Raw genomic sequence first — 13,166 nt, 5'->3', positions numbered from 1 at the left:
CTGTAGTCTTCAGCTTGTCCTGTTCCCACAGGAGTCTCGCCAAAACACACCAAATTTATATGTGATTATATATTAATACACCTTAAAAATAAGGCGCTTTCGTATAATTTAATATGCATTCTGTACTAAATTAACAAGGTGCCTTATGTATCAGGCATATGGCATGTCTCAGACGCGTCTGTTATATATTTATTCATTTTTTAAAACATTAACAAAACGTTGCGTAATTTCTTTAGGCCGCGTGATTGCACTACCTACAACAGTACAATGTACCCCGAGTCTATCAACAATTTGTAACATTTCTGGTGTGATAACATTACCCTCTGCAATGACTTTTGCATGTACATTGGATAATACATCCTTTAAAAATTGGAAGTTGTCTTCATATAGCACATGTCCGTGTGTATATTCAGTGTAACCATGTAATGTTGTACCAATATAATCGAAACCTAATGCATCGGCGTGTTGGGCTTCTTCTATCGTTGAAATATCTGCCATAATTTCGATATGAGGTGCTTTATTACGGATATATTTAACTAAATCCGCAAGAGATTCATTGGGACGTGGTTGGGCTGTAGCATCTAAAGCAATTACGTCACAACCACTGTCGAGTAATTCATCTACCTCAGTACGTGTTGCAGTGATAAAGACTTTTGAATCAGGATAGTCTCTTTTAACAATCCCGATAATAGGTAAATCAACTTCCTTTTTAATTGCGATAATATCGTCCTTTGAATTTGCTCTAATACCAACAGCGCCACCTTGATAAGCAGCTAATGCCATCTTAGACATGATAAACGATGAATATAAGGGTTCATCTGCCAAAGCCTGGCAAGAAACAATTAAACCTTGAGGTAACATAATGACACACTCCATAACGTTTAGTAGTTTTTTCTTAACAGAATATTACTGATAGGTTTAATATAACATCGAGAAATTATTAATCAATAGATATATTTGTTATGAAAAATGTTTTCATTTATACTAGAGAAAATTAACTGAAAAGGGTGGTCATATAGTGAAGTTTGAAAATAGAGTGCAACGTTTTCGCCAACGTTTTACCAAGACAGATAAGCAAATCGTAGAGTTTATTCAAAATAATGAATTTAATGATGATTTTTCTACAATTAATTCACTTGCTTATGCAATAGGAACTTCGCCAGCAACAATCACACGTTTTAGTAATAAGTTAGATTATGAGAATTTCCAAGATTTAAAATTTAATTTGCAACAAGAAATGACCAATAGGGAAATCGAAAATAGTCCATTGATTCAGCGTATACACAAATATCATCAAGATATTATCCAACAAACAGGTGAATTTATTTCTGATGAAAAAATTAAGCGTTTTGTTAATCAGATTAATCGAAGTAAGCAAATTATTTATGCTGGTTTAGGTAGTTCTGGACTGTCAGCAACAGAATTTTATTATCGCATGATGCGCTTGGGTTTAAAGGGGAATGTATCAACCGATGCACATCAAATGAAGATCGTTGCTTCGTTATTGACGCAATCTGATACGTTTGTAGCTATTTCGAATAGTGGTGAAACTGTAGAATTGATTGCTGCAGCTAAAATTGCTCATGATAATGGGGCATTTGTGGTAGCAATCACTAATTATGAGGGCAGTTCAATAACTGAATGTGCAGATTTGGTATTAATTACGACTGATCAATCTAGAATCAATGATAGTAGATTTGTAAATACTCAAATCGCAACATTATTTTTGATTGATATTGTCAGTTATTTGTTGCTTGATGATGATTATATGCATCAAGTTTATCAGAATACAAAGAAAGTAATATTAGATGCGTAGTGTGTTATAGCTAGATTTGAAGCACGCCTGCCACGAGTGTCCTCAGCTAATAAACAATTCCCATCATGTGTTAGTCCCATGGGAATCGACATGTCGCAACTATCAAGTAATAGTAAGAAAGTACTTCGAATGATGATAATGTAATGAAACAATCAAAGTGAATTAGTATTGCTTGGAATTAATAGAGAGGCAGCATAATGCTGCCCTTTTTATCTATGCCCTGCTTGATTGTAATACTTGTCTATCAAAACATTAAATAAAGCGCCAGTATTTAGCTGAATAATCTAACTAGCGAATATATAAACAAAGTATCAGAAAAACAAATATTACTCAGTTAAAATTTAGCAACCGCTCCAAATAATGCTGCATCATTTTGGCATTGCATTGTCTGTATGACCGCATGGCCATAATTATGTGGTAAATAAGTTGTTATATGTGGAACGATAAAAGACAAAAGTTTATCTTGTTGAGCAGAAATACCGCCACCAATTAAAATAAGACCTGGATCATATATAATTTGAATTTGTGCTATACCTTCTGCTACTGATTGTCCCCAACGATTCAGTAGCTTCTGAGCTTCTTGATTACCTTCATGAGCATATTTGAAGATGAATGGTACATTAATATTCTTAAAATTTAAATTTGCTGACAGTTGTGACTTAAGTGCAGTTGTTGATGCACGTTGCTCAAAGTTTGTTCCTTCTTCTGGATGGTAAAGTAAGTAACCAATCTCATTTGCGCGATGCCTTTCTCCACTATACAAGTTACCTATTTTCGAATAAAAAGCACCACCGATTCCAGTTCCAATCGTCAGACAAAATATATTGTCGTAATCGTAATTATATTGTGATAATTCTCCTAATAGCGCAGCATTTACATCGTTATAGACATGTACTTTAGCGTTGAGAGGGGATAACACGTTTTTAAAATTTGTCCCACTATAATTAGGTATAGTGGGACCCGCATACACAATTTCCCCATTCACCTCATTCACAACACCAGCTGTAGAAATACCAACATTCAATTCCTTTAAATTATATTGTACTTTAAATTGTTCCACTAAATGTATAACACAATCAATAATCAGTTCATTTTGATTATCAGGAGTTGGAATAATTAGATGATCTATTATTTGATGATCATTTATCACTGCCGCCTTTATAGATGTGCCACCTACATCTACTGCTATTTTATAAGAAATCATAAGAGTCACTCCTTCTTTAAAATGATTTTTGAAAATGTTTTTCATTAAAACATGATATAAATGGTTATATTTTTCAATAATCTATTGATACTCATTATGGTAGCGTTTACAATTTGAGTTGTAAATAGTAATTTTAGACATTTTGTAATTGTGCATATTAGTCATATTTATTAATAAATTGGGGGTTAGTTGTGTTATGAAAAAAGAATTAACAGGATTATTTGCCGCTTTATTGGTTCCATTTGATGAAAATGGAGACATTAAAGTAGATGGTTTAAGAGAAATTGCAAAAAATGCAATTGAAACTGAACAGTTAGATGGATTATATGTTAATGGAAGCTCTGGGGAGAACTTTTTATTAAACACAGATCAAAAGAAACAAATATTTAAAATTGCGAAAGATGCTGTTACTGATGATACTAAGATGATTGCTCAGGTAGGATCTTTGGATCTTAAAGAAGCTATAGAGTTAGGGAAGTATGCCACTGAATTAGGATATGATGCAATATCTGCGGTTACACCCTTTTATTATCCTTTCTCGTTTGAGGAAATTAGAGATTATTACTTTGATTTAATAGAGGCAACACAAAACGACCTAATCATTTATGCAATACCAGATTTAACAGGTGTTAATATTTCAATTGACCAATTTGAATCTCTGTTTAATCATGAACGAATTATTGGTGTTAAATATACAGCACCTAATTTTTATTTGTTAGAGCGTATACGAAAAGCCTTCCCAAATAAGTTGATTCTTTCAGGATTTGATGAAATGTTGGTTCAAGCTGCTATTTCCGGTGTTGATGGGGCGATAGGTTCTACTTATAACATCAATGGTAAGCGTGCTAGACAAATATTTGAAGCTGTGCACCAAGGTAATGTGGCAGAAGCATATCAATTGCAACATGAATCAAATGACATTATTGAGACGGTATTAGAATTAGGAATTTATCCTACATTGAAGGAAGTATTAAAGACACGTGGTATCGACAGTGGACTGCCGAAGAAACCATTTAAACCATTTGATGAGCGACACAGAAATAAACTCGATCAATTAATTAAGGCATATTCGTTATAAGGTTAAGACATCTAGTTAGGAGTTGAAGTGTATGCATCAAGTTGGATTTGGATTTTGGAATTGGATAGCAGTTATTATTTATCTCGTAGTCATGTTGTTAATCGGTGCTTATTTTACTAAAAGGGCAAGTCAAAATACAGATAGTTTCTTTACCGCAAGTGGTCGATTGCCGTCTTGGGCAGTTGGTTTCTCAATTTATGCAACAACTTTAAGTGCAATTACGTTTATGTCGACTCCCGAAAAAGCATTTTTGACGGACTGGGCGTACATTGCGGGCAACATTGCCATTGTTGCAATCATACCGCTACTTATTTATTTTTATGTGCCATTTTTTAAAAAGTTAAAGGTTACTTCCGCATATGAATATTTAGAGGCTCGGTTTGGTCCGAGTGTACGTGTGATAGGATCACTTTTATTTGTATTATTTCATTTAGGTCGTGTAGCAATTGTAATATACTTACCCACGTTAGCGATTACTTCTGTTTCAGATATGAATCCGATTGTCGTTGCTTCTTTAGTAGGGGTATTGTGTATACTTTATACATTTTTAGGTGGCTTTGAAGGAGTGGTGTGGAGTGATTTTATCCAAGGTGTCATTCTTCTAGGTGGTGCGGCTGCGATTATTATTCTAGGGGTAACACATATTCAAGGCGGATTCGGTACACTTGTTAATGATGCTATTGAACATAAGAAGATTATTAGTGCTGATAATTGGAAGGTAAATGCAGCAGCTGCATCAATACCAATTATCTTTTTAGGTAATATCTTTAATAATTTACATCAATATACTGCAAGTCAAGATGTTGTACAAAGATATCAGGCATCAGAATCTATGAAAGAAACGAAACAATCACTTTGGATGAATGGTATTTTAGCATTAATTTCTGCGCCATTATTCTATGGAATGGGAACAATGTTATATTCATTCTACAATCATGAAGCTAACTTGCCATCAGACTTTAATACATCTTCTGTTGTGCCGTATTTTATATTAACTGAAATGCCACCTTTTGTTGCAGGATTATTAATTGCTGCTATCTTTGCAGCTGCACAATCCACAATATCGTCGAGTTTGAATTCAATTTCAGCATGTATTTCTGTAGATATTAAGCATAGGTTTTTTGGAAAATCGAGTGATAAACAGGAAGTGTTATTTGCACGTTGGATGATAATCGTCTCAGGATTATTCGGTTATGGTATGTCAATTTATCTTATCATTTCTAATTCTAATGGTTTGTGGGATTTATTCTTACTAGTAACGGGTCTCGTAGGTGTGCCACTTGCTGGTATCTTTGCTGTAGGAATATTTACAAAACGTACGAACACATTTGGTGTAATCTGTGGATTAATCTGTGGCATTCTCTTTGCCTACTTATTTAATGGTATTGGCGGAGGGAATTCACCCTTCTTTGTATCTATTCTGTCGTTTGCAATCGCATTTGTCTTTTCTTATTTAATTAGTATTGTGGTGCCAGGGGCATCTAAAGACATTCAAGGACTGACAATTTATGACAGACATGCACAAACAACTTATATTTCTAAAACAAAAATTGAGTGACGATTATAAGCTTTGATGGGGCATATTATTTTCAATTTCATAATGTAATCGTTAAGATATAGCTATTAATGAAAGTTTGAAAGCGAGGAATCTGAATAATGTCTACATTAGTAATTATTGCACACCCAGATATCACCAATTCTACAGTGAATAAAAAGTGGCGCGATGCATTGTCTGAGCAAGAAGATTTAGTGACAATTCATGAATTATATCCTGAATATCCACACGGTAAGATTGATGTTGAAAGAGAGCAAAAGCTATTAGAAGCACATGACCGTATCATTTTCCAATATCCATTATATTGGTACAGTAGTCCGCCAATGCTTAAACAATATTTAGACGAAGTATTCACTTATGGATGGGCTTATGGTTCTACAGGTAATGCATTAGCAGATAAAGATTTTGCTATTGCTGTGTCTATTGGTTCAGCACCAGAATCTTATACATCAGAGGGAAATGTTAAATATTCAGTTGAAACATTATTAAGTCCGATGATAGCAACGACACGTTTCGTTAAAGCTAATTTTGCAGGTATTCATAAACTTTATGGTGCTTTGAATATTACGCCAAGCCAAGTTGAAGAAAATGCGAAAGATTATATTGAATTTATTAAGCAACTTGATAAATAACATTTTTTTAAGAAGGCTCATGAATCAAAATCATGGGCCTTTTTTCTATATGTAACTGTCTCAATTCACTATGATTCAATCTAGATTATAGATATAATGTAGGTATTATATAACAAAGGATTTGAGGGGAAAATAGATGGTAAAAGCAATAGCAGTTGATATGGATGGTACATTTTTAGATAGTAAGAAAAATTATGATAAAGAAAGATTTGAATACATTTATCAGCAACTTCAGCAAAAAGGGATTAAGTTTATTGCAGCGAGCGGCAATCAATATGCTAAATTGAAATCAATATTTGGTGAAAGAGATATGTTATTTGTAGCAGAAAATGGAGCAGTCATTTACGAAGGTGATCAGTTATTAGATTATCGTTCGTTTGATAGAGTGCTATATCAACGTATAATAGATTACTTAAATATTGAACGTGGTATTAAAAATTTAATCGTATGTGGATTGAAAAGTGCATACATATTAAAGGATACGCCTGAAATATTCAAAGATGTTGTTAGATTTTATTATCATCAATTACAAGAAATTGACTCATTTCAAGATTTACCGGAGGATGAATTTGTTAAAGTTGCTTTAGATATAAATAGAGATACTCATCCAATGCTTGATGATGAGTTAACTCAACAATTTGTAGATGAACTGAAACTGGTTTCAAGTGGTCATGATAGTATTGATTTAATTATTCCTGGTATAACGAAAGGCTATGCCTTGGAGCGATTATTACAGAAATGGAATTTTTCAGCAACAGAACTCATGGCTTTTGGTGATGCGAATAATGATTTAGACATGTTACAACTTGCTGAACATAGTTATGTAATGAAAAATAGTCATGATAAAACATTGTTTGAAGTTGCTAATTATGTGGCACCAACAAATGATGAACAAGGTGTATTAACTGTTATAGAGGATAAAGTGTTAGAGCAATAAGTAACAGTAATATATAATTAATAGATTATATTTTTCTAATTATTTATCATTACATGAATTAATACATTATAAACATATTACTTTAATCTACGTTTCTATGTAGCTTATACTGAAAACTATAATAGTATTCAATTTGAAAGGTAGGCAAAGTAATCATGACTCACATGCAAGATACAATTATTGAAGCATTCAACTTTAGACATGCAACAAAACGGTTCGACGCAACAAAATCAATCAGTGATTCGGAATTTAATACAATTCTCGAATCAGGACGACTTTCTCCGAGTTCACTTGGACTTGAACCGTGGAAATTTGTAGTTATACAAAATAAAGCACTCCGTAATAAACCAAAGGAAATCAGTTGGGGCGCACAGGGACAACTCGATACAGCAAGCCATTTTGTATTAATTTTAGCGCGCAAGAATGTCGTAGCTAAGTCTCCTTATGTACAGCATTTATTACGTGAAGTGAAACAATATAGCCCAGAGTCGATTCCTGCAACAGAAGAAAAATTTGATAACTTCCAAACAGGTTTCCACATCAATGACAATGAACGTACATTATTGGACTGGGCGCGTAAACAAACATATATCGCATTGGGTAATATGATGACAAGTGCTGCTTTGTTAAATATAGATTCATGTCCGATTGAAGGATTTGATTTAGACGGTGTAACAAAGTTATTATCAGATGAAGGTATATTAGACGAAGCAAATTTTGCACCATCCGTTATGGTTGCTTTTGGGTATAGAGAGACGGAACCAAAGCCAAAGGTTCGCCAATCACAAGCAGACGTTATTGAATGGTTAGAATAGTTCGTTTAGCCAATTATTTTAGACATACTTAATAATGATAAGACCTATGATTATTAAGTATGTCTTAAGTTGGTATATTTGATATTGGATAAAAAAATTAAATTTCTAGTATATTAAGTTAGTTTGAATTTAATAAAAATAAAATCAGCTGGGACTTCAAATACGTCTCAGCTGATTTATTGTTGTGTAAATAATAGGATTTGTTTAACCTTATTTAAAGGAAACACGCATTAGACTTTATAAATTATTGCCATTAGTAGCTATAACGTTTTTATACCAATCAAATGAGTCCTTCTTGATTCGTTGTTTGCTACCATTTCCATAATCGTCTTGATCGACATAGATAAATCCATAGCGCTTTGACATTTCACTCGTGGACATTGAAACTAAATCAATGGGACCCCAAGCTAAATATCCGATTAAGTTCACGCCATCTTGAATTGCTTTTTTAGCTTCAGTAATATGTTGTTGTAAATAATCTATACGATATTGATCATGAATTTGATTATCTTTTACTTCATCGACAGCACCTAAACCATTTTCAACAATAAATAATGGTTTGTGGTAGCGATCCCAAAATTCATTCAATACGATTCTGAGACCAACAGGGTCAATTTGCCATCCCCAATCAGAAGCTTCTAAATAAGGATTTTTTAAACTGTTCATCAAGTTTCCATTTGTTGTTTTACCTTCAGGTTCTGTTGAAGACAGTAGTGACATGTAGTAACTAAATGAAATATAATCTACGGGATATTGTTTGATAATTGCTAAGTCAGCATCAGTAATCTTCAAAGATATGTTATTTTCTGCTAAAAATTTGTTGAAATAATTAGGATATTCACCATTAGCTTGTACATCTGTATATAATAAATTAGCTTGATTATCTTGTTGTGCTTTTAATACATCATCAGGGTTACATGTATTAGGATAATGTTTCATTCTAGCTAACATACAACCCATTTGTGCATTAGGAATAATCTCCTTTAACTTTTTAGTTGCTAATGATGAAGCTACAAATTGGTGATGTAATGCTTGATATGATGCAGATAGAGGATTATCTTCGCGGTCAGATAATATGCCACCACCTGTGTATGGTGAAAGATTGATGATATTTATTTCATTAAATGATATCCAATATTTAACTTTGTCTTTATAGCGTGTAAATACTGTTTCAGCATATTTTACAAAGTGATCAATTACAGCTCTATCTACCCAGCCATTGTATTTTTCAGTTAGGCCAATAGGTGTTTCATAGTGACTTAACGTTACAACGGGCTCTATATTATATGATAATAATGTATCAAATACTTTGTCATAAAAGGCGAGGCCTGCCTCATTAGGTTCTGTATCATAACCATTAGGGAATATACGAGACCAATGTATCGACATGCGAAACGCTTTGAAACCCATCTCAGCAAATAAAGCAATATCTTCTTTATAAGTGTGGTAAAAATCAATGCCGTCACGTTTAGGGAAACGGCCTTGATAATTTGAATTTTTGATTTGTTTAATTTTGTCAGAAGTAATTTCCATCTCATTATCTTTAGTGCGTTGTGACTTAGGGATAAATTCTATAAAGTCCGCTGTAGACATCCCTTTACCATCTAAATTATAAGCACCTTCAATTTGATTGGCTGCAGTTGCTCCTCCCCATAAAAAGTTATTTGGAAAATTTAAGTTCATTTGCTTCATTGTATTACCTCCATTTATTAATATGATAAGTCCTCACCGTTCGAATTAATTACGTTTTGATACCAGTAAAATGAATCTTTGCGAATACGATTTAGCGAACCATTACCTCGATTATCTCTATCAACATAGATATAACCATAGCGTTTTTTCATTTCGCCACTGCCAGCAGAAACGATATCGATACATCCCCATGATGTGTAGCCAAGTAATGGAACACCATCTTTTACTGCTTCTTTCATCTGTGTTAAATGTTCACTTAAATATTTAATACGGTATGAATCGTGAATTTTTCCATCTTCAGACACCTCGTCAATTTCTCCTAATCCATTTTCAACGATAAATAGAGGCTTTTGATATCGGTCATAAATTTGATTCATAGTAACTCTCAAACCAACGGGATCGATTTGCCATCCCCAATTAGAAGCTTCTAAGTATGGATTCTTTAAAGAAGCGAAAGCATTGCCTGCCTCTTTATGCTTATTGACTTCATCATCACCACTTTCAAGTCTACTTGAATAATATGAGAATGAAATGTAATCAACAGTATACTGTTTTAATAATTCATCATCACCTACAGCTTTGTTTATGTTGATGCCAAGTTCATCGAAAAGACGTTTACTATAGCTTGGATACTCGCCGCGTGCTTGTACATCAATGAAAATATACTGTTCTCTATTTTTCTTAAGTGCAGCCATGATATCTACTGGGTTACATGTATTAGGGTAGACATCGCCAGCTGCTAGCATACAACCGATTTGATTGGTAGGATCAATCTCTTTTGCAATTTTTGTTGCAAGACTAGAAGCAACTAGTTGATGATGTGCAGCTTGATACATGATTTGTTCTTTATGATCGGTATCCTTGATAATTAAACCACCACCAATATATGGAATGTGTAATATCATATTGATTTCATTATGTGTAATCCAATATTTAACACGCTTGCTATAGCGTTTAAATAGCACAGTTGCATAATTTACAAAGTAGTCAATGGTTTGTCTGTTATACCAACCACCATATTGTTCTGCTAAATAGTAAGGTGTATCAAAGTGGTTGATTGTCACAATGGGTTCTATACCATAATGCTCAAGTGTGTCAAATAACTCATCATAGAAAGCTAAGCCATCTTCATTAGGCTCACTCTCATCGCCGTTCGGGAAGATTCTTGGCCATGAAATAGAAAGTCGTAAAGCTTTAAATCCCATTTCAGCAAATAATTTAATATCTTCTTTATATCTATGGTAAAAATCAATAGATTCATGACTAGGATAATAATCAAATTGTTGATTAAGTGCATTTGCAGGGTTAAATAATGGTTCCTTGCGTTCATCACCAGCAGGTAATAAATCAACTAAACTTAACCCTTTACCATCAGCTTTATAAGCGCCTTCAACTTGATTAGCAGCGATTGCGCCACCCCATAAAAAATCTTTATTTAATACAGACATATAGAAACCTCCATTTTTTGTTTTTAATAAATAATAGCGAATAAATCATCTTGCTTATTAAAATGTGCTTTACTTTCAATGATGACATCCTTTGTAATATTAGAGTTTGTGACTACAATCATAACGGTATCATCAAAGTTCTGTTTTTGAATTATCTGACTATCAAATTCAATTAATGGCTGTCCGGCAACGACAGTATCACCTTGGTTTACTAATGCTTTAAAGCCTTGTCCGTCTAATTTCACAGTATCAATACCAATATGAATAAGTAATTCTGTACCGTGTTTTGATTTGAGGCCTATAGCATGACCAGTAGGGAATAAACTTTCAACTGTTGCATCAAAAGGTGCAATAATTGTATTGGATGTAGGCTTAATGGCAATACCTTTACCCATTGCTAAAGATGAAAACACTGGATCATTTACTTGTTCTAGTTTAATCATATCGCCAGATAATGGTGCCTTTACGAAATCATCTTTAACAATATGTTGTAGTTCAGTTTCGCCGTTAATAGGAGAAGTTACATCTTTTGTTTTACTATCTTTAGAATCTGAAACCTCTTGTTCCTGTTCATTTTTATCTGAATGGACAATGTATCCCACAATAAGACCAACAATTAATGCCAATGCGGTAGCTAAGACTGCAATCCAAACTGAAGAATCTAAACCGGCTTTACCAATAAATGTTGTATATCCAAAGATTCCTAAACCACCCATAAAGTATAGTTTAGTTCCAGCAAACCCAATTAATCCGCCAAAGATACCTGCAACGATACAACTATAGATAAACATTTTCTTTCTTGGCAAAGTAATACCGTAAATTGCTGGTTCTGTTACACCAAAAATACCTGATATTGCTGCGGGTAGTGAAATGGATTTTAATTTTTTATTTTTAGTTTTTAAGAAAATACCAAACACAATTCCAGTTTGTGCAAATGATGCTGCAAAAATAAGTGGATTAATAATGTCGAATCCAGTCGTAGAAACATTGTTAATCATGATGGCTACGAGTCCCCAATGTAGACCGAAGATGACAAAGATTTGCCAAAAAGCACCTAATAAAATACCGGCTAATACTGGACTTAGACTATAGATAGCTAAAGCACCTGATCCAATCCAGTTTGCTAGCCAAGAAGAAACCGGCCCAATCACTAAAAAGGTAACAGGTACGATAATTAATAATGTGAAAAACGGTACGAAAAATGTTTTAATGACGTCCGGAATAATGACCTTTAGTTTCTTTTCAAGTTTTGCTGCGAAAAACACTGCAAAAATAATTGGAATTACACTTTGTGTATAAGTCATAGAAATAATAGGTAATCCAGCAAATGTGAGACTAGATTGTACTTCGAATATTGAACCAGAGAATAGGGTAGTAGCACCTTTTGCGCCTAATTCCATTGCAGAAACTAAAGTAGGATATACCAAGGACGCACCTATTGCCATACCCAAAAATGGATTAGCATGGAATTTCTTAGCTGCAGTTAACCCTAAAAATATTGGGAAAAAGTAAAATAAAGCATCTCCAATAGCAAATAACACTTGATATGTCCCAGATTTTTCAGTAACCCATCCTAAAGCTAAAAATAATGCTGAGAAACCTTTGATCATCCCGGCAGCTGCCAATACACCAAGAAGTGGTTGGAAGATACCAGAAACTAAATCAATAAAGCGACTAAGTACACTGCCAGAACTAGCTTGTTGTTGCGACTCTGATTCTTCGTCTTGAATATTTGCCACGTGGCTGACAGCTTCGTATACTTCGGGTACATGATTGCCGATGACAACTTGATACTGTCCTCCCGATTTCATGACTGTAACAATGTCATCATGTGATTTAAGGAAATCTGTATTTGCTTTAGATTCATCCTTTAATTTAAAACGTAGTCTTGTAATACAATGTGTTAACGATAGAATGTTATCTCTCCCTCCAACATTATCGACAATAGTTTGTGCTAAAGACTCATATTTCATAGAAAACCACCCCAGT

The 13,166-nt window shown here is 33.8% G+C and carries 11 protein-coding genes; 6 read left to right on the top strand and 5 right to left on the bottom strand.

Going from position 1 to position 13,166, the window contains the following annotated elements; genetic code table 11:
• Positions 1-189: 189 nt before the first annotated feature.
• Positions 190-861 carry an N-acetylmannosamine-6-phosphate 2-epimerase gene (locus SH09_RS14580; RefSeq protein ID WP_042740314.1) on the bottom strand — a complete coding sequence of 224 codons (672 nt, stop codon included), beginning with the start codon at positions 859-861 and terminating at the stop codon, positions 190-192.
• Positions 862-1,018: 157 nt separating this feature from the next.
• Between SH09_RS14580 and SH09_RS14575 the strand changes: the two genes are divergently transcribed.
• The gene (locus SH09_RS14575) at positions 1,019-1,816 is read left to right on the top strand and encodes a MurR/RpiR family transcriptional regulator (RefSeq protein ID WP_042740313.1); all 798 of its coding nucleotides are present in this window, start codon (positions 1,019-1,021) and stop codon (positions 1,814-1,816) included.
• A 334-nt stretch (positions 1,817-2,150) separates the two neighbouring features.
• On the opposite strand, the gene SH09_RS14570 is transcribed toward SH09_RS14575, so the two are convergent.
• Entirely contained in the window at positions 2,151-3,020 is an 870-nt protein-coding gene (locus SH09_RS14570; protein WP_042740312.1) for an ROK family protein, read from the bottom strand.
• 196 nt (positions 3,021-3,216) lie between these two features.
• Here SH09_RS14570 and SH09_RS14565 point away from each other — a divergent pair, with 196 nt between their 5' ends.
• The 5 genes from SH09_RS14565 (at position 3,217) to SH09_RS14545 (ending at position 8,037) form a co-directional block, all read left to right on the top strand.
• On the top strand, positions 3,217-4,098 hold the full coding sequence (locus tag SH09_RS14565; RefSeq protein WP_042740311.1) for an N-acetylneuraminate lyase: 882 nt from the start codon (positions 3,217-3,219) through the stop codon (positions 4,096-4,098).
• Between the two features lie 31 nt (positions 4,099-4,129).
• Positions 4,130-5,656, top strand: coding sequence for a sodium:solute symporter family protein (locus SH09_RS14560; RefSeq protein ID WP_042740310.1), 1,527 nt, complete (start codon positions 4,130-4,132; stop codon positions 5,654-5,656).
• A 98-nt stretch (positions 5,657-5,754) separates the two neighbouring features.
• Positions 5,755-6,285, top strand: coding sequence for an NAD(P)H-dependent oxidoreductase (locus SH09_RS14555; RefSeq protein ID WP_042740309.1), 531 nt, complete (start codon positions 5,755-5,757; stop codon positions 6,283-6,285).
• 136 nt (positions 6,286-6,421) lie between these two features.
• Complete coding sequence (locus tag SH09_RS14550) at positions 6,422-7,222, top strand: Cof-type HAD-IIB family hydrolase (protein WP_042740308.1); 801 nt, start codon at positions 6,422-6,424, stop codon at positions 7,220-7,222.
• Between the two features lie 155 nt (positions 7,223-7,377).
• Positions 7,378-8,037, top strand: coding sequence for an NAD(P)H-dependent oxidoreductase (locus tag SH09_RS14545; RefSeq protein WP_042740307.1), 660 nt, complete (start codon positions 7,378-7,380; stop codon positions 8,035-8,037).
• A gap of 237 nt (positions 8,038-8,274) precedes the next feature.
• Here the strand turns inward: SH09_RS14545 and SH09_RS14540 are convergent, their stop codons facing one another.
• The 3 genes from SH09_RS14540 to SH09_RS14530 are packed head-to-tail and all read right to left on the bottom strand — an operon-like array spanning position 8,275 to position 13,150.
• A complete protein-coding gene (locus SH09_RS14540; RefSeq protein WP_042740306.1) occupies positions 8,275-9,729 on the bottom strand; it encodes a glycoside hydrolase family 1 protein in 1,455 nt (484 codons plus the stop codon).
• Between the two features lie 17 nt (positions 9,730-9,746).
• Entirely contained in the window at positions 9,747-11,177 is a 1,431-nt protein-coding gene (locus SH09_RS14535) for a 6-phospho-beta-glucosidase (protein WP_042740305.1), read from the bottom strand.
• Positions 11,178-11,200: 23 nt separating this feature from the next.
• Positions 11,201-13,150, bottom strand: a complete 1,950-nt coding sequence (locus SH09_RS14530; protein WP_042740304.1) for a beta-glucoside-specific PTS transporter subunit IIABC — start codon at positions 13,148-13,150, stop codon at positions 11,201-11,203.
• Positions 13,151-13,166: the final 16 nt, after the last annotated feature.

The organism is Staphylococcus gallinarum (assembly GCF_000875895.1).
Lineage (GTDB): Bacteria > Bacillota > Bacilli > Staphylococcales > Staphylococcaceae > Staphylococcus > Staphylococcus gallinarum.
This window is presented reverse-complemented; position numbering and strand designations above follow the sequence as displayed.

What these genes read in the sequence shown, in the direction of transcription:
- SH09_RS14580 (WP_042740314.1), bottom strand. Translation starts at nt 861, where the DNA reads ATGTTACCTCAAGGTTTAATTGTTTCTTGCCAGGCTTTGGCAGATGAA.
- SH09_RS14570 (WP_042740312.1), bottom strand. Translation starts at nt 3,020, where the DNA reads ATGATTTCTTATAAAATAGCAGTAGATGTAGGTGGCACATCTATAAAG.
- SH09_RS14565 (WP_042740311.1), top strand. Translation starts at nt 3,217, where the DNA reads ATGAAAAAAGAATTAACAGGATTATTTGCCGCTTTATTGGTTCCATTT.
- SH09_RS14560 (WP_042740310.1), top strand. Translation starts at nt 4,130, where the DNA reads ATGCATCAAGTTGGATTTGGATTTTGGAATTGGATAGCAGTTATTATT.
- SH09_RS14555 (WP_042740309.1), top strand. Translation starts at nt 5,755, where the DNA reads ATGTCTACATTAGTAATTATTGCACACCCAGATATCACCAATTCTACA.
- SH09_RS14550 (WP_042740308.1), top strand. Translation starts at nt 6,422, where the DNA reads ATGGTAAAAGCAATAGCAGTTGATATGGATGGTACATTTTTAGATAGT.
- SH09_RS14545 (WP_042740307.1), top strand. Translation starts at nt 7,378, where the DNA reads ATGACTCACATGCAAGATACAATTATTGAAGCATTCAACTTTAGACAT.
- SH09_RS14540 (WP_042740306.1), bottom strand. Translation starts at nt 9,729, where the DNA reads ATGAAGCAAATGAACTTAAATTTTCCAAATAACTTTTTATGGGGAGGA.
- SH09_RS14535 (WP_042740305.1), bottom strand. Translation starts at nt 11,177, where the DNA reads ATGTCTGTATTAAATAAAGATTTTTTATGGGGTGGCGCAATCGCTGCT.
- SH09_RS14530 (WP_042740304.1), bottom strand. Translation starts at nt 13,150, where the DNA reads ATGAAATATGAGTCTTTAGCACAAACTATTGTCGATAATGTTGGAGGG.